We start from the raw sequence: 25,699 nt of genomic DNA on the forward strand, positions 1-25,699 counted from the left end.
TTGGAACAATGGGGCGGCATGAAGTTGTATGCCGCACCCCTGGATTTCCGTCCCATCGCGGAGGAATTCTCCGTCCCGACCACCTTCCCGGAAGAGGTCACTGCCCAGGCCGCCTCGGCGCAGGACCGCTACGCGGACCAGCGCCGCGATGCCCGCGATATCCCCCTCGTCTCCATCGACCCGGTGGGTTCTCTGGACTTGGACCAGGCAGTTTTCATCGAAGCCCGCGATGGTGGCTACCGCGTGCTGTATGCCATCGCTGACGTTGCTGCCTTCATCGAACCCGGTTCTGTCCTCGAAGAGGAGTCCCTCAAGCGCGGCCAGACCATCTATCTTCCGGATGAGCCAGCGCGGCTGCACCCGGCAGAGCTGTCAGAAGATAGAGCCTCGCTGCTTGCCGACGTCGACCGTCCCGCCGTCCTGTGGACCTTCGACCTCGACTCCGCCGGCGAGGTGGAGGATTTCTCGGTGGAACGTGCGCTCGTGCGCAACCGCGCACGGCTGGACTACGACCAGGTCCACGAGGATTTGGAGAACGGCTCCCTGCATTCCTCCATTGCGCTGCTGCCGGAGGTAGGCAAGCTACGCCAAGCCTCTTCGTTGCGCCGCGACGCCATTAACCTGCGCCTTCCTTCGCAGCGAGTACAAGAAAGCAGCGATGAGGGCGAAGGCCACTTTGAGCTGGTGATGGAGCCGCGTTACGAAGTCATGGACTATAACTCGGAGATTTCCCTGCTGACTGGCATGTGCGCTGGCCGCCTCATGGAATCCCATGGCATTGGATTCTTGCGCACCTTGGCAGCTGCTACCCCGGAAGCTGAGGCTGAGTTCCGCTCCGAAGCCCAAGCACTGGGTTTCTCGTTGGAAGGTCAATCGATTTCTGAGTTCTTGCATTCAGTTGATGCTGATTCTCCCCGCGGCATGGCCGTCATGCGCGAGGCGCAGCGCCTACTGCGCGGCGCAGATTATGTGTGGCTCGAAGAGTCCTCAGCCGACGTTCATGCGGGCATCGGCGGCTATTATGCCCACGTCACAGCACCGTTGCGCCGGCTCGTTGATCGCTTCGCCACCGAGGTTTGCCTCGCGTTGAGTGGCGGCTACGAGGTCCCGGAGTGGGTACGCAACCGCGCCGGGGATGTCATCTCCACGATGCGCTCCACCTCACAGTTGGCTTCCCAGGTGGACCGAGCCTGCCTCAAGCTCACTGAGGCCACCGTGCTCGCTCCCTGGGTGGGCACCAACTTCGACTCAGTCGTGGTCGATGGCGGCGACAAGCGCGACAAGGCACGCCTGTTTATCCTTGAGCCGCCGGTGATAGGGGAGGCTGTGGGCCAGCCTCCCACGGGCAGCGAGACCACCGTCTCGCTGGTCAAGGCTGACGTCGCTGAGCGCGACGTGCTCTTTGCCTGGCCCGCCGACTAGCTGTCGGTCACCGCCGGTGCGCCGGCGTTTAGCGGAACCACGAGCAACCCATCTTCCGCCAAATCCGCAGCAAAGTTGGTGGCCTTAGTACTCGGGACATATGCGATGACCGCCGTTGACGTACCGGCATGCGCTGAGCGTGCGGCAGCAGCACCGCGGGCGGTTGCCAACTGCGCGAGCTTCTCTGCAGAATCAAAACCATAAACCGTAGCCAGGGCGGACTGCGACTGTGTCAGCAGCGGGAAAAGCTCTGTCCCGCGGCGTGAGCGTAGTGCACGGGCCACGCCTTGGGCGCGTTGTGTTTCCTCCGCGTAGAACGTCAACCACGCAGTGGCCTGGGCAATGGTGGGCTGGTTGTCAGGGCCGTGAATTTTGTGGACGGCTGCCAACCAATCAAGGACGCGCTGTGGTGCATCCGGTAAGAGACGCAGCGATTCCGTGCCGAAGGCATGGCAGGCGTCATCGATGAAACGCTCGCGGGCACGAATATCACTGATCGTCTCCTCGCAGTCAAAGTCGCCTGGGACAGCAAGCGCAAAGGCTACGAGGTCTTGGTTCACCGCGTGTGGTGCCTGGGTGACGGAGCCATCGGCATAGTCGATGATGGTGACGGACTCACCCGTTCCGCGCAGTGCGGCGGAGTGGCGGGCACGCAAGGCGGGGAAGCGCGCGAAGGTTCCTACGGCCTGTGAGCAGACCTCAGCCAGACGTGCGCGCAAAGGTGCATCGAACGGTTCATCAGCCCCGCCCAGCAATGCAAGAGCGGTCGCAGTATCAATGGCTGCGGCAGCGCCCAGTCCCGCATTGTCGGGGATGTCCGTGACTACCGTGATATCTGCACCGGCAGTCTCGCGGGAGAGCAACTGGCGGTTGATCATCGTGTAGACAACTCCGCCCAGGCGGGCTGCGAGGCCACCTTTCGGCGCAGGGGGCGCAATCGGCTGGCCCTCAGAGTCAACGCTGGGCTGCTGTTCGGCGGCAAGAGCAGACACCTTCTCCAAGGCGATGAAATCCTTGGTGGTGCTGCCATCAGCAGACAGGCAGCGAACGGACACGGTGCCATCGTCTCGGGGGCTAACGGCAACTGCAGCGCGCAGATCTGCCAGGCCCATGATGGCGATGCCGCCGAAGTGGTCGATGTGCTCGCCGATGAGCGACCACGTGGCCGGGGCGCTCGCGATGTGCGTTGGTTCGGTACCGATAGCGTCGCGGTGAGCGGTGCGTGCGCGGTCGACGACCGGTGTTGAAGGGGCAGTCCACTGGGGCATCGGGGAGGTACTCCTTTGCAGGTGGCGATAGGTTCTCTGCGCTAGGGCAGAAGAGAGTGACCTGTCTATTCTAGCCGCACGATGCGCTGCCGGTCTGTAGTGTGGGGTGCACCGAGAACCGAAAGCTCACCTTTCTGGCCACCGTGCCAGAGAAGTAAGCCAGTTCCCGCGGTTCACTGAATGAGGGATGAGCATCCCAGAATGGAGAAGACAATGGCTGACGCTGACAAGAAGTGGTTCTACGATCCCTCTACCGGTGAGGTATCCCAGGGCAAGGTTTCCGGCTGGGAAAACCGTATGGGCCCCTATGACTCCCGTGAGGAAGCCGAGCACGCCATCGAGATTGCCAACGCCCGCACTGCCGCGGCCGATGCCGAGGACGCAGCCGAAGACGACTACTAAAGCAGCGCCTTTGAGCAGCAACTGCTGACAAAGAACAGATCCCGCTGATTCCCATCCACCGTGTGCCTTGTGCATTGGGTGATATGGGAAACAGCGGGGTCAGTGTCGTTCTACACCGTTCGACTAAGCAGAGTTACTTATCCAGTTTCTTACGCAGCGGCTTAAAAGCTGACTTAATCGCCTTGAAACTCTCTGCGTAGGCATCGAGTGCCTCCAAGCCAATAGCACGCTCGCGCTGGTAGAGCAGACCATAACCAAAGGTGTCTTCGCCGCGGCGACGTGCCGTTTCTGCAAGCTCAATGAGCTTGTCTCGGGACGTGACGGAATCCTGGAAGTCACCCAAGACCGACTGCATGTTCTTGCACGCCTTGTAGAGCCCCTTGGTCTTGAGATTGGTTGCAGAGCCCGCAGCCTCAGCGGCGTAACGCAGCTTCTTGGCAGCCTTACGCATGTCGTGGAAGTACTCCTCACGCTCATGCAAGGTCAACTCAGTGTTATCCCAGTTCTTAACCGCCTTCTTGTGGCGCTTCACCAACTTGTCATACGCCTGGTTGAGGTGCAGCGCCATAACCGTATCGAGGTCATGGTGCTCCGCGTCCTCGCTCTTGGCATGCTTCGGCTTGGATTCCTTCGGCTGCGCCTGCTGCTCTTGAGTCTCATTCTTTTCTGTCGATTCGGATGCCGCAGACTCCGCCTCAGAATCGATTGCGTTGTCCTCGAGCTCGGTGTCCTCACCCGCGACTGGCGGGTTGGCCAGGAAAGCATCGAGAGCATCGAGGAGATCAAGGTACTGGTCGGAATCTAGAGCGGCAATGACGCGACGGTGGGCTCGGCGGTAGTCACGGCCCATGTCATGCGCGATGTGCTCACGAGTGGCCGCATCTAGTACATCCGAATCCTCAGATGCGAGCAGGCTCTGCCAACGTTCTTCGACGACTTCTGCATCGCGGGCTACGCCCAACATGCTGGCCAGCTGCTTGAGATCCGACTCCAGTCGTTCAATTTCCGGACCGACAACGATTCCGTGGAACGTTTGGAGGTGGCTGCGAAGCTCACGAGTAGCAACGCGCATCTGGTGGACGGAATCCCACTCGTCGCGGCGAACACGTGGGTCGTACTCCACGAGCTTGTCACGGTTAGCCTTCAGGGCGTTTACAACAGCAGCAGCGGGGGAGTCCGGATCGAGATTCGACACAGCGAGAGCCGGCGGCAGCTCAACATTATTGATGGAGTCACCCAAAGCTGATTTCAGCTTCGACGGGGAAGATGACACGCGGGCTCCAGAGCCAATAAGTAACGAAGTAGCGTGACGCAAGAGCGATCCGCCCTTCTTAGAAGCAGGAAGTTCTCCCGCGAGTTCAACTTCCCATTCGCGCCACGCGCACTGCACGCCGCCGGGAAGGAAGGAGAAACCGGTGACGTGGTCATCGCAGAACTCCGCGACAGGCTGGTCAGCCTCGTCGACCAACAACAACTCCGTACGGTTGTTGTCTACCTGCGCAATGGGCGCCAGAGGGTGATTACGGATCACAGAGCGGACTTCGTGGATGAGCTCAGCCGGAACCTCGTAGCGCCCATCAACCGGTTCGCCCAATTCGGCACGAATCTCAGTACGTCCCGCATCGCTTGGAATCTTGATGTGCCAGCCATCATCATTGCCGCCTGTACGGCGACGCAACGTGATCTTCGCATGAGTAAGACGGAGATCCTCGGTGTCGTAGTAAATCGCGGACATTGAGTGATGGCGAGTTTCCGCGACTCGTGCGACCTCTTCGAGCTGAGTGAGATCAGGTACCGGGGTGGATTCGTCCACGGCGAACTTGGCTTCGACTTCTAAGAACGTCTTCGGAGACATACACACACCTTCGTCGGCAGAATGGATTGTTCATTGTCGGGCGGAAATGGCCCTGTCTTATGCACCTAGTTTACCTGGGTACGGGACTCATTTGTGTGTCCTTCCTCTTGCCTAGCGTGTTAGCTGCCGGCGCCCCTTCACCCCTGCGGAATCACCGCTGAGGTGAGATTTTTCAGCTGCAGACGCCCCCGCGGACATGCCTGCACGGCTTCCCACAGCCAAAGATATAGTCCGCGCGTGCGGGAAGTAGCGGTCACGGATTGCCTCTGCGTCGAGTCTTCGCTGATCCAGAGCGTTAAGGGTGCGACGTGTCAGAGCCAAAGTTGCCTGTTCATCTTCCTCGGCAGCCCTTCCTGCGCAAGGTTCATCAGAGTTCTGGGCCGTAAAAGACTGGTTTGCTTCATCGAGCAGCTCTCCAATACGGGAAGCGTAGGACAAAATAAAGCTTCGGCGGTATGAAGCAAGATTTCCTAACTGCTGCGCAATCTCGGCGTGCTCACCGTGGCGCATATGCCAATCACATTGGCGCTGAAGTGACGTGAAGAGATCAATGACATGGTCGAGGTCATCCTCAGCGCCGAAGATCGTGATGATCCCTTTAGGGTGAAGTTGTAAAGCGGAGCAACCATTCCTGTCAGCGATGACGCTGAGCAGCGTCGCTTGATGGTTAATGTATGGCGCGCTGATGTGAATTCGTTTGGAGGCGAATTTCAGAGGGGAATCGCCGCACAGTCCGTTGAGGCGGTGCTGTTGCTGAAGGCTTTGAGCTTTGGCGATAAGCGCACTGGCTTCTTGCTCGTACGGAGTCGACTCTGCCTTCTTAAGGAGGTTGATGATTTTGGCTCGTATCTTCTCTTCTTTGCTATCGCGTGAAGGTCTCGAAGTGGTCTCTTCCGCGAGAACGTCGACGTCACGCAACCAAGGAAGCCTCGTTACCTCTTCAACGAGTGTTTCCACCTCTTGAGTGGTCATACTCATGGATGTCGGGGGTTCAAGGGTTAGCCACTCTTTGCGGAGAACCGTAGACGTAATGTGGGCCGGTATCCGTCCAGCGGCGCGGTAGATAGTGGGGTAGCAGTAGTTTCCAAGTACGTGGAGGAGGTCCTTGGGAGACCAGCCCCGTTGAGCGGCGTTAATGACGAGTTCGATAGCTCGGTCGCTGAGAGCTGAGTGGTAAGAGTTCATGATTGCCCTTCTTTTTGGTACATGTGTTCGTGATGTGGTGCCATTCAAGCATGCTGTTTGGATTAGCGTTTGTTGGTTCGAAAAGCTTTGCCCCCGAGTTACTCTTGCGAACAGGAAGAACGTTTGGCGGCGCGGGGGCAATCACGGCAACTTACGGCTGGAGTGCAGCACCCGCCGGTAGGGTTTAAATCATGAACAGCCAACACGAATTCGTCCTCCGCACGGTTGAAGAACGCGATATCCGCTTCATCCGTCTGTGGTTCACCGACATCCTGGGCGCCTTGAAATCCGTGGTGATGAGCCCCTCGGAACTGGAATCTGCGTTTGAGGAAGGTGTTGGCTTCGATGGCTCATCGGTCGAGGGGTTCTCGCGTATCTCTGAGGCAGACACCATCGCGATGCCGGACCCGTCGACATTCCAGATCATGCCCTTCGATAAGGGCGAACCAGAGCTCTTGTCGGCGCGCATGTTCTGCGATATTGCCCAGCCTGATGGCCAACCCTCGATGGTGGATCCACGCCATATTCTGCGCCGTCAGGTCACTGAGGCTGCCAACGAGGGCTTCACCTGCATGGCCTCGCCAGAAGTTGAGTTTTATCTTCTCGAAGATGCCCGCGATATCAATAACCTCGTTGCAACTGACAATGGCGGCTACTTCGACCAAGCTACTCATGACAACGCGCCAAGCTTTCGTCGTCGCTCCATGTATGCATTGGAGTCCATGGGGATCGCTACGGAATTTAGCCACCATGAAACCGCCCCAGGGCAGCAGGAAATTGACCTCCGCCATGCGGATGTACTGACGATGGCAGACCACATTATGACGTTCCGATACGTCATCAAGGAGGTGGCCTCCCAGCAAGGCGTGCATGCCACCTTTATGCCCAAACCTTTTGAGCATCGTTCGGGCTCCGGTATGCATACGCACTTGAGTCTCTTTGAAGGTGACTCGAATGCCTTCCACGATCCGGATGACGAAATTTCTCTGTCGGAAACGGCAAAGCAGTTTATTGCGGGAATTCTCGAGCATGCCGTCGAAATGACTGCAATCACCAACCAGTGGACGAACTCCTACAAGCGCCTCATGTTCGGCAGCGAAGCACCGGGGTCAGTGACCTGGGGTGTTTCAAACCGCTCTGCACTTGTGCGTGTTCCCACCTACCGACTGTCCAAGGAAATGTCGCGCCGAGTAGAGATCCGTTCGCTGGATTCGGCAATGAATCCCTACTTGGGTTACGCGGTGCTGCTCGCCGCAGGTCTTCGCGGGATTAAGGAAGGCTACGAGCTCGGAGATCCAGCAGAAGACGATGTCCACCAGCTGACGCGCCGGGAACGCCTTGCAATGGGCTACAAGGATTTGCCAACCAGCTTGGATCAGGCACTTCGTGAGTTTGAGCGGTCTGAGTTTATGGCGGAAATCTTAGGCGAGCATGTCTTTGAGTACTTCCTACGTGCTAAGTGGGACGAATGGCACGAGTACCAGCAGCAGATTACGGCCTTTGAACTTCGCCACAACCTGAACTTCTAGGAGAAGCATGCGTCCTGCATCTGTACCGTCACCAGCAACTCTTGGGCTGACGAGACCGACCGCTGCGGAAGACCTTGCGCAGTTGGGATGGGATAACGCCGAGTCACTCGATGAACTGTGGACTTTGGCTGCAGCAGGTGATCCTGACATGGCGCTCAATACTCTCATGCGGGTCGTTGACGGAGCACCAGAAGTCATTACCGCAATGCGGGAAGACGAAACTTTCCGCGTGCGTCTTATTGCACTACTCGGTGGTTCTTCGGCCTTTGGTGACCATCTTGCAGCGCATCCAGAGGCATGGAAGGAACTGCAGCGAGCGCTGCCGACGCCTACCGAAATGCTTCATACTCTTCTCGCAACGGTGGGAGCAGAACCCGCAACCTTCGCTCAAGAGCCAGAGCGCCCTGATACTGCGAGCGAAGACCTAACGACTCCCGGAACCTACCGCGCCCAGCCGGGGGACCATAAGGCTCAGCTCAAAACGGTATACCGCACCCTGATGATGCGCATTGCCGCGCACGACCTCGCCGGTACTTTTCACTCGCGAAAGGGGCAGTCACGACCGCAACCCCGCGTCGGTTTCCGCGAGGTAACGCGGCTTACGACGGCGCTGGCAGACGCCGCACTAACAGCTGCCCTGGCCTGCGCAGTTCGCGCTGTCTATGGTGATGAACCACTCGATGCGCAACTGGCCGTTCTGGCAATGGGTAAGTGTGGAGCGGGGGAGCTCAACTTCATCTCAGACGTTGACGTCATCTTTGTCGGTTCGGACGCCGCGCCCCGGGTGACGCGCCTGGCGTCAGAGTTCAACCGCATCGGTTCGGCCTGCTTCTTCGAAGTCGACGCGAACCTACGGCCTGAGGGAAAGTCTGGAGCACTAGTACGAACCCTGGATTCGCACGTTGCTTATTACAAGCGATGGGCAGAAACATGGGAGTTCCAGGCACAGCTCAAGGCACGTCCGCAGACCGGGTATCTCCCGCTCGGGGAGGACTACCTCAAAGAAATCGGCCCCATGGTCTGGACAGCCTCCCAGCGAGAGTCCTTTGTTGAAGATGTCCAAGCCATGCGTCGTCGCGTCCTCGAGAACGTGCCAGAGGATATGCGCCATCGTGAGCTCAAGCTCGGCGAAGGTGGCTTGCGTGATGTTGAATTCGCAGTGCAGTTGCTTCAGTTGGTGCATGGGCGCTCTGATGAAACGCTACGGCCGCTGGCCACAGTCGATGCCCTCGCAGCACTTGTACGCGCGGGCTATGTGGGCCGCGAAGACGGCACGCAGCTCATCGAAGCGTATGAGTTTTTGCGGTTGCTGGAGCACCGCCTACAGCTGGAGCGATTCCGCCGTACACACACGATGCCATCCAACGATGATGGCGCTGCGCTGAAGTGGCTTGCTATTAACGCAGGTTTCCATTCCCACGGCCAACAGTCAGCCGCGGACAGGATGAATGAGCATCTGCGCAAAATTCGCCTTCTTATTTCGGAACTGCACTCGCGCCTGTTCTATCGCCCGCTTCTCAACTCTGTGGCATCGATGTCCGCAGATGAGCTCAAGCTTTCCCGAGAAGCGGCACTCCTACAGCTGGCTGCGTTGGGGTACCGGCACCCAGATCGCGCTTTCGAGCATCTCACCTCCTTGGCGGCGGGCAGCTCACGCAAGGCCCGAATCCAGGCCATCTTGCTGCCCACGCTAATGGAATGGCTCTCTGCTACTGCAGACCCCGATATGGGACTTCTGAACTACCGCAAACTGTCGGAAGCAGCCTATGACCGTAACTGGTTCCTGCGCATGTTGCGTGATGAAGGTGTCGTAGGACAACGCCTCATGAAGATTCTGGGCACCTCGCCGTTCACGTCGGAGCTCATCATCAAGGCACCAGATGTGGTGAAGCAGCTATCCGATGGCGCAGCCGGGCCTAAACTGCTGGAGACGAAGCCGGATCAGGTGTCGAAGGCACTCATTAACTCGACTAAGCGCCATGCCAATCCGGATAAGGCCGTGGCAGTGGCCAGGTCATTGCGCCGCGTGGAGCTTGCCCGCATTGCATCAGCTGACCTCCTCGGATTTCTGCCAGTGCAACAGGTGTGCCACGAGCTTTCCACGATCTGGAATGCCGTCCTCGAGGCTGCACTGAGGGCTGAAGTTCGCGCGTGGCGGATAGACAACGAGGACGCGGAACCTCCTGCACGCATCGCGGTCATCGGCATGGGGCGTCTAGGCGGAATGGAGCTGGGCTTTGGTTCGGACGCTGACGTCATCGTCGTTGCTGAGCCCGAAGAAGGAAACGAAGAATCAGAGGCTATGGCGTGGGCCATTAGCATGATCGACAAACTGCGTCGCCGCCTGGCTAAGCCCTCCGGAGACCCACCGCTAGAGGTCGATTTGGGCCTGCGGCCTGAAGGAAGGTCAGGTGCAGTAGCCCGCTCGATTGAATCCTACGAGCGCTACTACTCGCGTTGGGGTGAATCCTGGGAGATGCAGGCGCTGTTGCGCGCCGCGTTCGTTGCCGGCGATGAGGACGTAGGAGAGCGGTTCATGACCATGATTGATGAGTTCCGCTATCCAGACAAAGGAGCGAGCGAGAAAACGCTGCGCGATATTCGCCGAATGAAGGCTCGCGTAGATAATGAGCGCCTGCCGCGCGGTGCCGACCGCAATACCCACACCAAGCTCGGGCGAGGAGGCTTGACCGATATTGAGTGGACTGTGCAGCTGCTGCAAATGATGCACGCACACGAGGTTCCGGAGCTGCATGATCCTTCCACGCTCCGAGTGTTAGATGCGCTGGAGGAACATGAGGTCATTCCGGTACAGCAAGTCCAGGACTTGCGTGAGGCCTGGCTATTGGCCACCGATGCCCGCAATGCTCTCGTCCTTGTTCGCGGCAAGCGCGTCGACCAACTACCGGCGCCAGGGCCTCAGTTGGCACAGGTCGCCGGTGCTGCTGGATGGGCGCCGGAGAGTAACCAAGACTTTCTCGAGCACTATCTCAAAGTCACGCGTCATGCCCGCAAAGTGGTGGATGAGGTGTTCTGGGGAGAAGCGGAGTCCTTTGAGCATGACTAAACCGGTTCCCTGAAAATCTATATCCTTAGTGCTAGGAAAAGAACCACAGACCCCACACAACCCGTAAAGAAGGAGCACCGATCATGAGCCTTAACCTTTCCCTTGACCTGAAAGATGCCACCCTCGCCGACCTCGAAGCATTTCTCGCCGCAGCGCGAGCAGCCGATAGTGATCCGCACGCAGCGCTGAGTGTGGATGGAACGGTGATGCGGGTGGACGTCGACAAGCCACGCGTGTGCCCAGTCGAACCACAGAAGAACGCACAGCAGCGCTCACACTTCGACCGTCCCGTAGCGGAAAACACCATCCGTTCCATCATTGATGCCCTCTCCGAGCGCCTTGACCCGCCGTACCCGCCGCGTGGTGGCTCCTTTGGATCCTTTGGTCCCGACACGGATTAAACCGTGCGGATGAAAGAGAACTAGACTGATGGGCGTGAAGTCCAAACAGATTATCGCTGTGTGGATCGCGGTGGTGCTGGCGATCATCGCCGCTATCGTCACTGGCTGGTGGGTGACAGAGCGTCAGCAAACCCCGGAAGGCACTCTCACTGTCAAAGACGTCGTCGATGGTGGAGTGCCCCAAGACCAATCGCTTAACGCGTACGTAGATCCCGCGGAGCAAGACCGCATCGTGGCGTTGGCGGAAGCACTCGGCATCCCTGCGGAATCAGTACCGCGCGGAATCCTCTCGGTGTCCTCAGATGTGTACCGCTCCCGCCAAATTCTCAAAGCTGAGCTGGATAAAGCCGTGGCCAACAACAAAATAACCAAGGAGGATGCCGCGGGTACGCTCGCTGCTTTCGACGCCGGCCTCGTCACCCCTGCGGTGGGGCCAATTGTCGCCGAATCTAACCCAGCGCAGTAGACCCCCAGCTTCTGGCAGGTAGTCGGCAGAGACCCGGCACGCTACTGGCAGGAGGGCGCCTTATTCTCAAACGCACAGATAACGAAACGATAAAGGTTGGTGCGTTGACGTGGAGAAACGGCGACAACTGCGAGAGTTCCTGCGAACCGTGTGCGGCGTAAGCCTCGCTATCCTCGTTCCCATCGGCGGGGGATTGGGAATGTTCGCGGTGGCGAATGGGGTGCCCTTGGAGGCGTCGATAAGCGCACTGCCCGCAGGTTAACCAACCTGCACGATGGTGGCGCGTGGGCCAGAGTCCTTGCCGCGTAAGAAATGGGTAATGAGGACGCCCACGATTCCCACGCACCACACTCCCAGCACTGCGAATGCCGCAAGACGGAAATCCGCCATGGGGTAGTCCGGGCCGTGGCCCAAGTGGTCGAGCGCCACGCCAAACAACTGCGCGCCGAGCATGGAGGAGATGAACCCGCCCATATTCCCCAGGCCAGTCGCGGTAGCCACCACGGTGCGGTCAAGGTTTTCCCGCACAATATCGAAGCCATAATTTGCCACCGGTGTGCACAACGACACCAGGCTGATGAGGATAAACAAGGACAGGTAGCTGCCGCCCGCCAAGAAAAAGACCACCCAGACAGAGATATTGACCGCGACGAACCCAAGCGTGAGCCACGGGCGATAGCCGCTGGCACGGGAGGAAAGTTTGCCGTGGAGAGGGCCGACGAGGACCATGCACACGCTAAACCAGGTGAGCACCCATCCCGCCGCCGTCTTGGAAAAATTGAGGCCCGCGGTCATCATCGGCATTCCCCACAGCATGACGAACACATTGGTGGCGACGAGCCCGACCCAGTGGATAAAGAAAGCCTGCCAGGCCACCGGGGAGCGCAACACCGTGGCCAGCAGAGTACCCAGGCGGTGCGGCTGGGCATTGGGGCGCTCCTTCGGGGCGGACACAATCCCCAGGGTTTCGGGGGAATCAGCCACCGCTACCGCAGCGGCCACAGCGATAAGAATGCCCACCGCGCCCAGGGTGACAAAGGCCGTGGTCCACCCAGCCCACCCCAGCACGAGGGAGAACGGGATGGCGGACATAAATTGCCCCAGCTGACCCAGTGATGAGGTCACCTGAGTGAACATAGGAGTTCGGTGTAGCGGAAACCAATATGGAAGGATGCGCATCACCGAGAGGAAGGCGGTGGCATCACCTAAGCCGATTAACATGCGCGCAGCAATGGCTACCCAATAGTTGGCGGTAAAACCCAACACCATTTGGCCGATACCCATAATGATGGAGCCGATGACGAGCAAGCGCCGAGGCCCAAACTTATCAATGAGCAACCCAGTAGGAATCTGCGCGAGAGCATAAACGCCCAGCTGAACCGAGGTAAAAACCGCGATACGGGAGGCGTCCACCTCAAAGCGGTCGATAGCTTCCAACCCGGCCACACCAAAGGAGGTTCGGCCAGTCATCGCCACGATGTACACGAGCATTGCGGCAACCCACACAGATAGGGCTTTGGTGGTGATGACTTCGCGAGGATGAGGAGCCGACATGGCTGATACTTTACGCCCAACCCACTAAGATGCAGGGGGTGAAGTACATTTCGACCCGAGACACCGACCGCCAGCCGGCTTCCTTTACGGATATCCTCCTGGGAGGCTTGGCTCCTGATGGAGGCCTGTACCTGCCGGAATCCTACCCGCGCATCGACGATGCCATCCTGACCGCGTGGCGCCAGAGGCTCGCAGAGGGCGGGTACGCAGCGCTGGCTGCGGAGGTACTGAAGCTCTTTGTGGATGATATTCCGGACACGGATCTTGAGGCAATCGCGCAGCGCGCCTACACCTTCCCGAAGTTCGCCAACGAGGAGATCGTCCCGGTCAGCGAGCTGGGAGAGGGCCTGCACATCGGTCACCTCTCTGAGGGGCCCACCGCTGCATTCAAGGATATGGCGATGCAAATGCTGGGGGAGCTTTTCGAGTACGAGCTGGCGCGCCGGGGTGAAAGCCTCAATATTCTGGGCGCTACCTCGGGTGATACGGGGTCCTCCGCCGAGTACGCCATGCGCGGTCGCTCGGGCATTCGCGTGTTTATGCTGACCCCTGCCGGGCGCATGACTCCGTTCCAGCAGGCTCAGATGTTTGGCCTCGATGACCCCAACATCTTCAACATCGCCCTTGACGGTGTCTTCGATGATTGTCAGGACGTGGTTAAGGCTGTGTCCGCTGACGCAAACTTCAAGGCGGAATACCGCATTGGTGCGGTGAATTCCATCAACTGGGCCCGCCTCATGGCGCAGATTGTCTACTACATCAACTGCTACCTCAAGGTCACCGCAGAAAACACCGAGAAGGTCTCCTTCAGTGTCCCTACCGGAAACTTCGGTGATATTTGTGCCGGGCACATCGCCCGCCAGATGGGCCTACCGATTGATCGGCTGATCGTGGCCACGAATGAGAACGACGTCTTGGATGAGTTTTTCCGCACGGGCAACTACCGTCCGCGTTCCTCGGCGCAGACGCACAAGACCTCCTCTCCGTCGATGGATATTTCCCGCGCCTCCAACTTTGAGCGTTTCGTCTTCGATCTGCTTGGCCGCGATGCCGCGCAGGTGGACGAGCTCTTTGGGGTCAAGGTGAAGGAAGGCGGGTTTAGCGTCGAGAAGCACGTGCTCGACGCTGCCCACGGGGATTATGGATTCCTGTCTGGTGCCTCGACACACGCGGACCGTCTTGCCACCATCAAGGACGTGCACGAGAAGTACGATGTCCTCGTCGACCCGCATACCGCGGACGGCATCAAGGTGGCCCGCGCGGTGAAGGAAGAATACGGGGTGGAAAGTCCCATTGTGTGTCTGGAGACGGCCCTGCCGGTGAAGTTCTCCGAGACCATCGTGGAAGCCATCGGTGAAGAACCAGAGGTTCCTGAGCGCTTCCAAGGCATCCTCGACGCTGAGCGCCACGTCAAGGACCTGCCGAATGATGCGGCGGCGGTGAAGGACTACATTATGGCGTCGATTAGCACAACGGAGGTCTAAACCATGGCACAGGAACAGTTCTCAGGACCGGAATACTACACCGAGTTTGATCCAGAGAAGTTCATCCGTGACATGAAACAGGTCGCGGAGATGGAAAAAGAAAAGGCCAAGAACACGGAAGAGGCTAGCCCCGAGCAGGATGACTAGGCGCATCCTCCCCGGCGTCCTGTTCGCCGTGGGACTCGCTACGGCCTCCTGCATACCTGCGGAGGAACCCCTCTCTGCGGCAGGCAGCGCGCCGTATTCGACCGTGGTGGCCGCACCACCACAGGCAACAACACCGGAGGCATCCCCGGTGCCGCCAGGTGCCGCCCTGGACGTCAGCTCCGGTGAGCCCGTTCCAGGGGAGAATTTCGACTTCAACTTGTGCACGGTGGCATGGAGCTTTGTGCTTGGCGACGGCCGCACGATCGCTGTCACCGCCTCCCATTGCGGTGAGCCTGGCGATACCGTGTGGGCCGGCAACGCCGAAGGGGAATTCACGTACCCAGCGGAGCCTGTGGGAACCATCATCTATTCGGATCTGTTGGCGCCGGAAACACACGAGCTCGACTTCGCATTGGTGGAGATTACCCGCGACGTTGACTTTTACACACCGCAGGACATACTGACCTCCGTCGCCGCAGCGGGGGAGAGTACCTTGCCTGACCAGGTGTGCAAGCTGGGGCGCATCACAGGAGAGACGTGCGGGGAGCTTACACACCGCGAAGGCCCAGGCAAGCTCACCTATGACGACCGCACGGTGGATACGAGGTCCGCGCGGGCGCACGCCTGCTCGGCCCGCGGCGACTCCGGTGCGCCGGTCTATGGAGCGCCAGGAACCCCGCAGGAAGGGGTCATCGTGGGCGTGCTCTCCGGGACGACGGATGCGGCTATCGACGGCGCCGAGTGCGCGTCCGCTGCCGGTGCGGAAATGTCCTTTACTGTGGCAGCCGATATCGAAGCTCTCCTCCCGGGAATTCTGGAAGCCCTCTAAACCAGTAGGATAAAGGCCATGCCCACCCCTGAATACATTCTGTCTTTGCGTGAGAAAATCGGCCACGACCAGCTCTTTCTTCCCGCTGTTACCGCGGTAATTGTGCGCGCGGTGCCTACCGGCTCCGCTATCTGGGAGCTGCCTTCGGTGCTTTTGGCGCAGCGTGCCGATAATGGTGCCTGGGCTCCGGTCTCTGGAATCTGCGAGCCGGGTGAGGAAATCACCACCACAGCGCTGCGCGAAGTCAAGGAAGAAATCGGCCTCGATGGTCGCATTGAGGCACTCCTTGGCGTGGGCCAGGTCGGCCCCGTTACCTTTCCCAACGGGGATCAGTGCATGTTTATGGACACCACCCTCCGCGTGTCTGTTCCGGACGATGCTGAACCCGTCGTTTCTGACGAGGAAAACCTGGATGCCCAGTGGTTCTCCGTGGCGCAGATGCCAACATCCGTCAGCGCCCGCCACCGCATGATCATCGGCGATGCTGTGGCGCAGATGAAGCACCCGCAGGGCTTCCGTCCCCGCATGGGCTACGTCAAACGCAACCAGTAGGCTAGCTCTTTCGGCTCCGTCACCACGCTGACCTCACCGTCGACGATGGAGTCCTCCAGTTCTTCTCGGCCAATCCAGGGGCTGTGCCTATCGACGCCCACCACGACCCGCTGTCCCACGGTCATCAGCAGCCGTCCATGACAGGAAAGGGCGAAGAACAGGGCAGTATCACTAAGCCCGTAGCTCCACGCCGTGGCATACACATCCCGCGCACCTGGACCCAGGTAGGGAGTTTCGAGCACCAAATCGCCTCGGCGCAGATAGATTCCTTCCCTGGGCAGGCCCGCAAGCAGGTTGCGCACCGCATCAACGTTGGCGCGGTCGAGAGCGATGAAGGTCAATGGTGGTGTCATGGCGAAGCTGGGAGAAAGATTGTTTCCTTGGCGGAAGCATAAAGTAGTAGCACAAACTAATGAAATCCCTTGAGGCGTGGGTGGGGCGCTCTTTAGGGTGAAAACCATGATGTCACACACATTCAAGAAAGCGACCATTGCAACCGCGCTCGCAGCACTGACGTGCGGCGCTCTTGGCACCGGCGTTGCTGGTGCTGCAGAACCGACCTCCGCTAACCCTTTCGCCTCCAGCTCCAGCCAGATCGAAGAGCTGAGCTCTAAGCTGTTTGGCAACAAGGGCGGCAACAATGACGGCGGCAAGGATGATGAGAAGGGCTCCGGCCTCATCGAGAAGTATGAGGAGGTCGACGGCTTCAAGGACAAGCTTCCTGCCGATGAAGCGAAGAAGGCGATTGTCGGCACTTTCACGGCTAAGAAGAACAATGCCGTATCTGTCACCTTCAACGAGGACGGCACCCTGTCCTACAACGATGGCTGCAACCACGGTTCTGGCACCTACCACTTCGACGGGGCTGATGCGATTGTCATTGACAATCTCACTGAGACCAGGATGGCATGCGATAAGCCGGTGATGGCTGATGCCCAGGATTTCAAGTCGATTCTAGAGATTAAGCCTGCAGTCTTCCCTATCGACGATTCCACCTATGCCTTGGGCGCCCAGGGTATTGTCATTCAGTTCGTCAAGTCTGAAGACAAGTAAAAGCTTGCCGGTGGGTGTCAAAGCTGTGAGACAAATGGTTTCCTTGGAGAAAGTATAAAGCTGTAGTGTAAACCCATGAAAAGCCTTGTGTTTGTAGCGTGATGCTTTTTAGGGTGAAACCATGTTGACGCACACATTCAAGAAAGCGACCATTGCAACCGCGTTCGCAGCACTGACCTGCGGCGCCCTTGGCACCGGCGTTGCTGGTGCTGTGGAGTCTGCCCCTACCAACCCCTTCGCCTCCAGCTCCAGCCAGTTCGCACAGCTGAGCTCCAAGATCTTTGGCGGCCAAGATGATGAGAAGGGCTCCGGCGTTGTCGAAAAGATCGATGACGTCGAGGGCCTGAAGGCACCACTCTCCGCCGATGAGGCCAACAAGGTTCTCCTTGACGGCCCGTTTGAAGCCAAGAAGAACAAGAACATCACCATCGGCTTCCAAGAAGACGGCACCGTTGCCGTTGATGACGGCTGCAATGGCGGCAGCGGCACCTATGCGGTCGACGAAAAGAACGGCACCGTGGAATTGAAGGACGTGATGACCACGAAAAAGGGCTGCGAAAAGTCCGTGATGGAGGATGCTAAGGCATTCACCGATCTTGTCTACGCCAAGCCACACGTCTACACCATCGACGATTCGACCATTGCCTTCGTCACCCAGGGACACGTCATTCAGTTCGTCAAAGCTGCGGAGGAAATAAAGTAAACAAACTGCGCCGCATGGTGGCTAGCCCGCAACGGGCTGGCCACTTTCTTTTGTGCGTTCAGCAATTCGGCGGCCCTCGATAGCCCAGCTGACAAAGCGGCTGGAACAGGCTGTCCAGTGAACAATGAGCAAGATGGGCAAGCTCAGGGAGATGAGATCTAAAAGCTCAGAGCCGTTGACGAGAGCAACTTGGTGGCCTCCCATGCTCACTGTTCCCGGCGGGAACGTGCACGCCCACCAGGCCGGTGTGTACTCCGTCCACCGTACGACGTTGGGGTAGAACTTCGCCATTGCCCACAGAGCAAGGGGGATAGCGATAATCATCGCGGTGAGACCGTAGTACACGGAGAACTTACCTGGGTAGAGGATCTGCATGGCAGTGGTGGACTGTCCCACCACACCAAGTGGCACCCAGGCGGTGGCGGAGTTCGGGCCATTGAGATCCACTTTTCCGTGCCACGCGGCCCAGTACACACGGATGAACGTTGGGACGGCCGTGAGAATCGACATGGCGAAAAAGCCTGTACCCAACAAGTGATAGAACTGGCCGTAATCGCGGGCACAGAACCCTGCGACGGAGGAGGAAATCATGGGGCCCACCAGCGGCAAACCCCAGGTGAACCGCGGCTGGCCGTCGAAGCGGGTGAGCTGAATAGCCCACGTGACAACGGTGACGGGAGCACCAATCCAGAAACCCACGAGTCGGAACGCGGGAATACCCGTTAGGCCTGACAGCGCTGCGCCGAGCGCCAAGATTCCGATGAAGTACATCGACCATTCCGCCATGGTGGTGCGTGCAAAGCTGGGCTGGCGGTAGCGCGCAAAGCCGATGGTAAGCACCAGGAAGATGACACAGGCAATGCCAGCGAACACGGCGGAGCCAATCATCAAACCGTCTTCGACAAGGAGGCGGGATACGATCGAGGTACCCATGAGACTGCCTCCCCAAGCGGGGCCAGGCGGCGGCAATTGGCGGAATCTATCAGACACAGATGGCATGGTAGTTTCTTTCGATTGCGCATGCCTCATCCTGAAGAGCGAAAACGTGGTGAGTTTTCACTGAATTGTGGTGCGTAGTTGTTGAGGGCACAACGCCGTGTGTGGGGCACGGCTTAGAAGGACAAGCGTGACCGGCGTCCCCTTTCGGAGGAAGCGTTGAAAACGAAACCGGCCCATCACCACCGTAGAAGCGGAGAGGGGCCGGAGTGTGCTGCTTCGATTCTTAGCAGTCGTAGTACATCTCAAACTCGAGCGGAGTCGGACGCAGACGCGATGGCGTAATTTCGTTCTCGCGCTTGTACTCGATGTAGGTCTCGATGAGGTCTTCGGAGAAGACATCGCCCTCGGTCAGGAAGTCGTTGTCCTCTTCCAGCGCAGCAAGGGAAGCCTCCAGGGAGGTCGGAGCCTGCGGGATGGAAGCAGCCTCTGCCGGGGGTAGCTCGTAGAGATCCTTGTCTACCGGGGCGTGCGGCTCGATGCGGTTCTTGATGCCGTCCAGACCAGCCATCAACATGGCAGCGAAGCCGAAGTACGGGTTGCCCGAGGGATCCGGTGCACGGAACTCGATGCGCTTGGCCTTCGGGTTGGAACCGGTAATCGGAATACGGATAGCAGCAGAGCGGTTGCGCTGCGAGTACACGAGGTTAATCGGAGCCTCAAAGCCTGGAACCAGACGGTGGTAGGAGTTCAAGGTCGGGTTCGTAAACGCCAGCACGGCCGGTGCGTGGGCCAGAATGCCACCGATGTAGTAGCGAGCCATATCGGAAAGACCTGCATAGCCAGCCTCATCGTGGAAAAGTGGCTTGCCGTCCTGCCAGAGAGACATGTGGGCGTGCATACCGGAACCATTGTCACCAGCCAGCGGCTTCGGCATGAAGGTCACGCTCTTGCCGTACTCGGCAGCGGTGTTTTTGATGATGTACTTGAAGGTCTGGATATCATCCGCCGCGTGGAGCAGAGAATCGAAGCGGTAGTTGATCTCGTTCTGACCGCTGCCTACCTCGTGGTGGAAGCGCTCGATGACATAGCCAGCCTTCTGCAGCTGCTCGACCATGGCATCACGGACCTCGCCGTGCTTGTCCACAGGGGCAGTTGGGAAATAGCCGCCTTTCACGCGAGTCTTGAAACCAATGTTCGGAGTGCCATCGAAGTTGGTCTCGGACCCACGGTTCCACCAGCCCTCATCGGTATCGACCTCGTAGAAGCCGTTGTGCACCTCGGTGCCGTAGCGAACGGAGTCGAAGATGTAGAACTCAGCCTCAGCGCCGAAGTAACAGGTGTCAGCGATGCCGGTGGAGGTCAGGTACTCCTCAGCCTTGCGGGCGATGTTGCGCGGATCGCGGCTGAACGGCTCAAGCGTAAACGGATCGTGCACGAAGAACTTGATGTTCAAGGTCTTCGCGGTGCGGAAGGGATCTACGAACGCGGTAGACGGGTCCGGCAGGAGGGTCATATCCGACTCATCAATGGTGGTGAAGCCGCGGATAGAGGAGCCGTCGAAAGCGAGGCCCTCAGCGGCCGCTTCCTCAGTGAACTCATCGGCTGGGATTGAAAAGTGGTGTTCGGTGCCGGGAACGTCCGTGAAGCGGATGTCAACGAACTTGACGTCCTCTTCCTTGATGTACTTTACGACGTCCTGGATTGTCTCGAAGGACACGGTAGTCTCCTGTTGGTTGACCTGTATTACTCTCGACTAGTTTACAGGTATTGACTCCACCACCGTCGAAGGCGGGGGAGTCAGATCGAAATTTCTTGCTGCAGTGTAGGGGCGCTAGATTGGTGGGCATGGCAGACAACAAAGATGGCTTTGGGCCGGGGGAGTGGCCCGGGCAGAAACTTGGTCTCCCGAAGGAGGGTTCCGGCTCACTCGCTTCAGTGATGCGCCGCACCGGGGGAGTTCTTATTGATTGGCTACTAGCCATGCTCATTGCCAATCTCCTCGAGCTCTACACCAGCGCGCTCGGCGGACCTGCGTTCTTGGGTTATGCGGTGTGGGCCGTCATGGGCATTGTCTGTGGCTGGCTCTTTGCCCGCACGCCGGGCATGTTGATTCTAGGTATGGGCGTGGCTCGCCTCGATGAGCCGGGCAAACCCGTGGGCTTCTGGCGCGCCGCCGTTCGCACGTTACTCACCGGCGTGCTGTTCCCCGCCGCGATGGTTGACGCGGATGGCCGCGGCCTCCACGACCGTGCAACGGGCACCGCCGTTATCATGGCTTAAGCAGCAGCTTCAGCTTCTCAGTGCGGTGTCCTTTTCAAGGTCAACGCAGATGGTTCTACTGAAAAGGTTTGTTTGGGGGGGGGGCAGAGAATCTGCAATGAGAAAGGGTCTCTTCCGAGTTTGTCGGAAGAGACCCTTTGACGTGAGCGGGTTAGCGCAGAGGCTTTAACTTACTTGCCGCCCTTGCGCTCTTGCATACGACGCATACGGCGGTTCATGCCGGACATGTTCTGAGCCTGGCGCGGCATCGGGCCCTTCGGCAAACCCGGGGTGGTGCCGGGCAGATCATCCATTGCCTCAATGCGGCGGATGTTGTCGTAGGTCTCGTTCTTGTTGTAATTGCGCGGCAGCTTCATGATGTGGCTGCGCAGCTTGGAAACTGGAACCTCGTCCTCGCCATTGCCCACGAAGACCTCGTACACCGGCACACCGCCGGCCAAGCGGTCCACGCGCTTCTTCAAGCGGTTGAGGGTGGGGCCTACGCGCTTGCGGTCGCCCTCGACGACGAAGATGACGCCCGAGTTACCGATGACACGGTGGATGAGATCCTGCTGGCGGGTAGCTGCCACACCAGTCTTGACCTTCCACACCACGCCGACGGTGTTACGCAGCTGCTGCTCCAGTGCCCAGCCGGCAGCGCCTGGTTGGTCCTCGACCTTCTTGTACATATCGCGCTCGAGGCGGCGAGTAAACAGGAACATGGCCAGGATGGCACCGATGCCCAGACCCAGGATGAGCATGAACCATTGGCCCTTGAAGAGCATGCCGATGAGGAAGAAGAGCAAGCCCATGCCCAGGAAGGCGGCCAGCATAATCGGAATGAGCGCCTTGTCCTGCTTGCGCTGCATGTTGAACGCTTGCCACATCTGTGACCAGTTCTGCTTGCGCTGAGCGCGCTTTGCGGCGCGCTCCTGCTTCTTCGCTTCCTTCAGCGATGCCTTGTCGTCGTTAGCCATGGCTCCTACTTTAAAGGTCAGAGGGTGAAAAAGAGAATCGAACTAGCGAATGGTGGACGCCGCAGAGTTCGGGTTCGTTGCACCGGCGGGGGTCTTGACCATGCGGGTGGTTACCGGGGTCTCCTCAGACGGGCCGTACTTCTCCAGCAGGGTGGAGGCCTCTTGCGCGGTAGCGCCCTGAGAGGTTTCGGCCAAGTGCTTGAGGTTCTCCGGCAGCTCGAGGCCGCGGGCCTCCATAGCCTGAACGTAGAGGCGGCCAGCACGGTAGGAGGAGCGAACTAGCGGACCGGACATGACGCCGCCGAAACCGAGTTCCTTAGCCAGTTTGGAGTGCTCGACGAATTCTTCCGGGCGAACCCAGCGCTCAATCGGGTGGAAGCGCGGGCCCGGGCGCAGGTACTGCGTAATCGTGATGATGTCGCAGCCGACCTCGCGCAGGTCACGTAGGGCTTCTTCGATTTCCGCAGCGGTCTCGCCCATGCCCAAGATGAGGTTGGATTTGGTGATAAGACCAAACTCGTGGGCCTGGCGGATGACGTCGAGGGAGCGCTCGTAGCGGAAGGCCGGGCGGATGCGCTTGAAAATACGCGGCACGGTTTCGAGGTTGTGGGCAAAAACCTCGGGGCGGGCCTCGAAGACCTCCTGAAGCAGATCCGGCTTGCCGGAGAAGTCTGGGGTCAGGTTTTCCACACCGGTGTGCGGGTTAAGCTCGTGGATTTTGCGGACCACCTCGGCGTAGAGCCAAGCACCCTCGTCCGGCAAATCATCACGGGTCACGCCGGTGATGGTGGTGTAGTTGAGGTCCATCTCCTGGATGTTCTCTGCAACGCGGCGCGGCTCGTCACGGTCCAGCTCCTCCGGCTTGCCGGTGGCGATGTCACAGAAATCGCAGCGGCGGGTGCACTTGTCACCGCCGATGAGGAAGGTGGCCTCGCGGGATTCCCAGCACTCGTGGATGTTGGGGCAGCCGGCTTCCTGGCACACGGTGTGCAGGGAAGCGCCGGAAACGCGGGACTTCATGTCTTCGTAGCCCGGTCCAGTGCGGACTTGGTTGCGGATCCAACGTGGCTTCTGTTCGATGGGCGACTCCGCATTCTTCTTCTCAATGCGGAGCATCTTGCGTCCTTCAGGCTTTACAGTCACAAAAACTCACTTTACGCGTCGGTTAGTGCTCTTCCTAATACAATCAAAGCCGCTCGAAGCTTTATTCCACCGGGGTAGAACCTTGCTGAGCACGGCGAGCCTGACGTGCCTTTTCGTTGGCCACCTTGATGGGATCGGGAGCCGAGGCGAAGGTGTGATCAGCCACGGTGAGTTCACCGGAGAGGGCTTTGAGGAGGGCGTCGAGAAGCGGGGCTTCCGCCTCCTCCATGGTGACCTCGCGGCCCAGCTCCAACGAGAGCGTGGAGACGTCGGCGTCGTCGATGCCGCAGGCGACGATGTGCTCGTAGTACTCCAAGGTATTGGTGCAGTTGAGCGCCAAGCCATGCATGGTCACCCCACGGGTGATGCGAATACCCAAGGCACCGAGCTTGCGGTCGCGCTTCGGGGCGCCTGGGTCGGCAGCCTGGGTGGTGGAGGGAACCCACACACCGGAGCGGCCGTCGATGCGCCCGGCAGTGCTCACACCCAGCTGGCGCACGGCCTGGATGATGGCTTCCTCGAGGCGGCGGACGTAATCCACCACGTCAACGGGCTCCGCGAGCTTGATAATGGGGTAGACCACCAGCTGGCCTTCACCATGCCAGGTGATGCGTCCGCCGCGGTCGACGTCGATGACTGGCAGGCCATTATCCGGCAGATCTTCCGGCTGCGTGCGCTTGCCGGCGGTATAAACATTCGGGTGCTCCACCACGAGGATGACATCGCCCTGCGTGCCCGCTGCCCGGGCCGCGGCGAGCTCGGCCTGGAGATCCCAGGTTTCCTGGTAGCCCATGCGGCCCAGGTGCCGGATCTCCAGTGGCTCGTCGGAGGCGCGGATGGAGCGATCAGCGGGGAAAAATGGTTCACGGGGAGCAGTCATGGCAACCCATGGTAGTCCCCGCGACGTCAGAACTTTTAAGCGACTCCGTTAGCGGAGGCGTACTCCTCTGCAGTCATGAGCTCGCCAACTTCGGTGACCTCGACCTCGAAGAGCCAGCCCTCGCCGAAGGGGTCGTTGTTGATGACGGCGTAGTCATCGTGCACGTCCTCGTTGACGGCGGTGACGGTACCGGTAACCGGGGAGTACAGGTCAGACACGGACTTGGTGGACTCCACCTCGCCGCAGGTCTCGCCGTGCTCAACGGTGTCACCGACGGCCGGCAGCTCGGCGAAGACAACCTCGCCTAGGCGGTCGGCAGCAACGGAGGTGATGCCGACGCGAACGGTGGAGCCGGCGACGGAGTCAGCGGTAGCGTTGACCCACTCGTGGTCCTCGGAGTAAGAGAAATCGGAAGGAAGGGTAGCCATGTGAAGGATGTCCTTTCGGTAGTTGAATTCAGAAGTGGAGTTTACTTCTCTCGCTTGTAGAAGGGGAGGGCAGAAACTTCAAAGGGGTAGCGCTTGCCGCGAATATCTACCTCGACGGCAGCTCCCGGCTCGAGACCAGCGGCGGTGTCTATGAGTGCGAGTGCTACCGGGTGTCCCAGAGTGGGGGAGGGCTGGCCGGACGTTACCGTGCCCACCTTCTGCTCGCCTACATATACCTCGGAGCCGGCACGGGCCGCGCGGCGCTGGGAGGAGACCAAGCCGGTGATTACGGCCTCGGGCCCTTCCTCGGCGCGCTGGCGCAGCACCTCAGCGCCCACGAAGTCCTGTTCCTTCTTAGCAAAGGCGCGGGCCATACCGGCCTCGACCGGAGTGATGTCGCGGGTGAGCTCGTTGCCGTAGAGCGGCATGCCGGCCTCTAAGCGCAGCGAGTCGCGCGCAGCCAGGCCGCAGGGCTTAATGCCGTATTCTTCGCCGGCCTTGAGCAGCTCTTCCCACAGCTCCGGGGCATCGGAGTTGTAGACGATGAGCTCGAAGCCATCCTCACCGGTGTAGCCGGTGCGGCAAATGAAGGCGTACTTGCGGGCAACCTTGCCGGTCATCGCGGCGTAGTAAGGCAGGTCCATGACAGCCTGCTGCTTGTTGTCTTCCACCAGCGGGACGAGGATTTCCAGTGCCTTCGGGCCCTGAACAGCAATCATGGCTACGTCGCGGGATTCGTTCTTCAAGTCCACGTCGAAGCCCTCAGCGCGCTCGTTGAGCGCCTCCCAGACGGCGTCGGCGTTGCCGGCGTTCGGCACGACGAGGAACTTGGTCTCCTCCAAGCGGTAGGTGATGAGGTCATCCATGATGCCGCCGTCCTCGGCGCAGATCATGGAGTACTTCGCCTTGCCCTCCTTGAGAGGGACCAGGTTGGAGATGAAGCAGTAGGACAGGAACTTGGCGGCATCCGGGCCGTTGACCCAGATTTCACCCATGTGGGACAGGTCAAAGAGGCCGGCAGCATTGCGAACTGCGCGGTGCTCATCCAGCTCGTTGTCGTACTTCAGCGGCATTTCCCACGGGCCGAATGGCGTGAAGGTGGCGCCGAGCTTCTCGTGCTCAGCATGCAGTGGGGAGTGCAGGTACTCAGTCATTG

General features: G+C 59.4%; 25 protein-coding genes. 13 read left to right on the plus strand and 12 right to left on the minus strand.

Annotated elements, in window-relative coordinates; all coding sequences use genetic code 11:
• Positions 1-18: 18 nt before the first annotated feature.
• Entirely contained in the window at positions 19-1,422 is a 1,404-nt protein-coding gene (locus I6J72_RS02200; RefSeq protein WP_204099753.1) for a ribonuclease catalytic domain-containing protein, read from the plus strand.
• Here I6J72_RS02200 and I6J72_RS02205 read toward each other — a convergent pair.
• A complete protein-coding gene (locus I6J72_RS02205; protein ID WP_204099754.1) occupies positions 1,419-2,690 on the minus strand; it encodes a galactokinase family protein in 1,272 nt (423 codons plus the stop codon). The two genes, I6J72_RS02200 and I6J72_RS02205, sit on opposite strands and share 4 nt — an antisense overlap.
• Positions 2,691-2,903: 213 nt before the next feature.
• Here I6J72_RS02205 and I6J72_RS02210 point away from each other — a divergent pair, with 213 nt between their 5' ends.
• On the plus strand, positions 2,904-3,092 hold the full coding sequence (locus I6J72_RS02210; RefSeq protein ID WP_039676191.1) for a hypothetical protein: 189 nt from the start codon (positions 2,904-2,906) through the stop codon (positions 3,090-3,092).
• 133 nt (positions 3,093-3,225) lie between these two features.
• Here I6J72_RS02210 and I6J72_RS02215 read toward each other — a convergent pair whose 3' ends face one another.
• Positions 3,226-4,947, minus strand: coding sequence for a CYTH and CHAD domain-containing protein (locus I6J72_RS02215; protein WP_204099755.1), 1,722 nt, complete (start codon positions 4,945-4,947; stop codon positions 3,226-3,228).
• 111 nt (positions 4,948-5,058) lie between these two features.
• On the minus strand, positions 5,059-5,919 hold the full coding sequence (locus I6J72_RS02220; protein WP_239107461.1) for a DUF2786 domain-containing protein: 861 nt from the start codon (positions 5,917-5,919) through the stop codon (positions 5,059-5,061).
• A gap of 404 nt (positions 5,920-6,323) precedes the next feature.
• Here I6J72_RS02220 and I6J72_RS02225 point away from each other — a divergent pair, with 404 nt between their 5' ends.
• The 4 genes from I6J72_RS02225 (at position 6,324) to I6J72_RS02240 (ending at position 11,595) form a co-directional block, all read left to right on the plus strand.
• Complete coding sequence (locus I6J72_RS02225; RefSeq protein WP_039676186.1) at positions 6,324-7,661, plus strand: glutamine synthetase family protein; 1,338 nt, start codon at positions 6,324-6,326, stop codon at positions 7,659-7,661.
• Positions 7,662-7,668: 7 nt separating this feature from the next.
• A complete protein-coding gene (locus I6J72_RS02230; protein ID WP_204099757.1) occupies positions 7,669-10,728 on the plus strand; it encodes a bifunctional [glutamine synthetase] adenylyltransferase/[glutamine synthetase]-adenylyl-L-tyrosine phosphorylase in 3,060 nt (1,019 codons plus the stop codon).
• 83 nt (positions 10,729-10,811) lie between these two features.
• The gene (locus I6J72_RS02235) at positions 10,812-11,129 is read left to right on the plus strand and encodes a hypothetical protein (RefSeq protein WP_204099758.1); all 318 of its coding nucleotides are present in this window, start codon (positions 10,812-10,814) and stop codon (positions 11,127-11,129) included.
• A gap of 28 nt (positions 11,130-11,157) precedes the next feature.
• On the plus strand, positions 11,158-11,595 hold the full coding sequence (locus tag I6J72_RS02240) for a hypothetical protein (protein WP_204099759.1): 438 nt from the start codon (positions 11,158-11,160) through the stop codon (positions 11,593-11,595).
• Between the two features lie 258 nt (positions 11,596-11,853).
• Here I6J72_RS02240 and I6J72_RS02245 read toward each other — a convergent pair whose 3' ends face one another.
• Positions 11,854-13,149, minus strand: a complete 1,296-nt coding sequence (locus I6J72_RS02245) for a nitrate/nitrite transporter (RefSeq protein ID WP_204099760.1) — start codon at positions 13,147-13,149, stop codon at positions 11,854-11,856.
• A 38-nt stretch (positions 13,150-13,187) separates the two neighbouring features.
• Between I6J72_RS02245 and thrC the strand changes: the two genes are divergently transcribed.
• Genes thrC through I6J72_RS02265 form a run of 4 tightly spaced genes read left to right on the plus strand, consistent with a single transcriptional unit; the run spans position 13,188 to position 16,161 of the window.
• The gene (gene thrC, locus I6J72_RS02250) at positions 13,188-14,633 is read left to right on the plus strand and encodes a threonine synthase (protein WP_204099761.1); all 1,446 of its coding nucleotides are present in this window, start codon (positions 13,188-13,190) and stop codon (positions 14,631-14,633) included.
• A 3-nt stretch (positions 14,634-14,636) separates the two neighbouring features.
• A complete protein-coding gene (locus tag I6J72_RS02255; RefSeq protein WP_168165561.1) occupies positions 14,637-14,780 on the plus strand; it encodes a hypothetical protein in 144 nt (47 codons plus the stop codon).
• A complete protein-coding gene (locus tag I6J72_RS02260; protein ID WP_239107462.1) occupies positions 14,773-15,609 on the plus strand; it encodes a S1 family peptidase in 837 nt (278 codons plus the stop codon). Before I6J72_RS02255 ends, I6J72_RS02260 begins: the two co-directional genes overlap by 8 nt.
• A gap of 18 nt (positions 15,610-15,627) precedes the next feature.
• Positions 15,628-16,161 carry an NUDIX domain-containing protein gene (locus I6J72_RS02265; protein WP_204099762.1) on the plus strand — a complete coding sequence of 178 codons (534 nt, stop codon included), beginning with the start codon at positions 15,628-15,630 and terminating at the stop codon, positions 16,159-16,161.
• Here the strand turns inward: I6J72_RS02265 and I6J72_RS02270 are convergent.
• Positions 16,140-16,514, minus strand: coding sequence for a hypothetical protein (locus I6J72_RS02270; RefSeq protein WP_204099763.1), 375 nt, complete (start codon positions 16,512-16,514; stop codon positions 16,140-16,142). The two genes, I6J72_RS02265 and I6J72_RS02270, sit on opposite strands and share 22 nt — an antisense overlap.
• Before the next feature lie 106 nt (positions 16,515-16,620).
• Here I6J72_RS02270 and I6J72_RS02275 point away from each other — a divergent pair, with 106 nt between their 5' ends.
• Both I6J72_RS02275 and I6J72_RS02280 read left to right on the plus strand, forming a co-directional pair.
• The gene (locus I6J72_RS02275; RefSeq protein WP_204099764.1) at positions 16,621-17,214 is read left to right on the plus strand and encodes an META domain-containing protein; all 594 of its coding nucleotides are present in this window, start codon (positions 16,621-16,623) and stop codon (positions 17,212-17,214) included.
• A gap of 121 nt (positions 17,215-17,335) precedes the next feature.
• Entirely contained in the window at positions 17,336-17,917 is a 582-nt protein-coding gene (locus I6J72_RS02280) for an META domain-containing protein (protein ID WP_204099765.1), read from the plus strand.
• Positions 17,918-17,938: 21 nt separating this feature from the next.
• Here I6J72_RS02280 and I6J72_RS02285 read toward each other — a convergent pair whose 3' ends face one another.
• Entirely contained in the window at positions 17,939-18,850 is a 912-nt protein-coding gene (locus I6J72_RS02285) for a hypothetical protein (RefSeq protein ID WP_239107552.1), read from the minus strand.
• Positions 18,851-19,139: 289 nt separating this feature from the next.
• Positions 19,140-20,573 (minus strand): type I glutamate--ammonia ligase, encoded by a 1,434-nt coding sequence (gene glnA / locus I6J72_RS02290; protein ID WP_070672724.1) that lies wholly within the window; start codon positions 20,571-20,573, stop codon positions 19,140-19,142.
• 128 nt (positions 20,574-20,701) lie between these two features.
• Between glnA and I6J72_RS02295 the strand changes: the two genes are divergently transcribed.
• Positions 20,702-21,136 carry an RDD family protein gene (locus I6J72_RS02295; protein ID WP_070672732.1) on the plus strand — a complete coding sequence of 145 codons (435 nt, stop codon included), beginning with the start codon at positions 20,702-20,704 and terminating at the stop codon, positions 21,134-21,136.
• Positions 21,137-21,306: 170 nt separating this feature from the next.
• On the opposite strand, the gene I6J72_RS02300 is transcribed toward I6J72_RS02295, so the two are convergent.
• From I6J72_RS02300 to gcvT, 5 genes are all read right to left on the minus strand, one after another.
• Positions 21,307-22,092, minus strand: a complete 786-nt coding sequence (locus I6J72_RS02300) for a DUF4191 domain-containing protein (protein WP_204099767.1) — start codon at positions 22,090-22,092, stop codon at positions 21,307-21,309.
• A 42-nt stretch (positions 22,093-22,134) separates the two neighbouring features.
• Positions 22,135-23,208: a lipoyl synthase gene (gene lipA / locus I6J72_RS02305; RefSeq protein WP_204100404.1), complete on the minus strand. Its 1,074-nt coding sequence runs from the start codon at positions 23,206-23,208 to the stop codon at positions 22,135-22,137.
• An 88-nt stretch (positions 23,209-23,296) separates the two neighbouring features.
• Positions 23,297-24,115 carry a lipoyl(octanoyl) transferase LipB gene (gene lipB / locus I6J72_RS02310; protein ID WP_204099768.1) on the minus strand — a complete coding sequence of 273 codons (819 nt, stop codon included), beginning with the start codon at positions 24,113-24,115 and terminating at the stop codon, positions 23,297-23,299.
• 35 nt (positions 24,116-24,150) lie between these two features.
• The gene (gcvH, locus tag I6J72_RS02315; RefSeq protein ID WP_204099769.1) at positions 24,151-24,543 is read right to left on the minus strand and encodes a glycine cleavage system protein GcvH; all 393 of its coding nucleotides are present in this window, start codon (positions 24,541-24,543) and stop codon (positions 24,151-24,153) included.
• Between the two features lie 41 nt (positions 24,544-24,584).
• Positions 24,585-25,697, minus strand: a complete 1,113-nt coding sequence (gene gcvT, locus I6J72_RS02320; RefSeq protein ID WP_204099770.1) for a glycine cleavage system aminomethyltransferase GcvT — start codon at positions 25,695-25,697, stop codon at positions 24,585-24,587.
• Positions 25,698-25,699: the final 2 nt, after the last annotated feature.

This window comes from Corynebacterium sp. FDAARGOS 1242 (assembly GCF_016889985.1).
GTDB classification, from domain to species: domain Bacteria; phylum Actinomycetota; class Actinomycetes; order Mycobacteriales; family Mycobacteriaceae; genus Corynebacterium; species Corynebacterium minutissimum_B.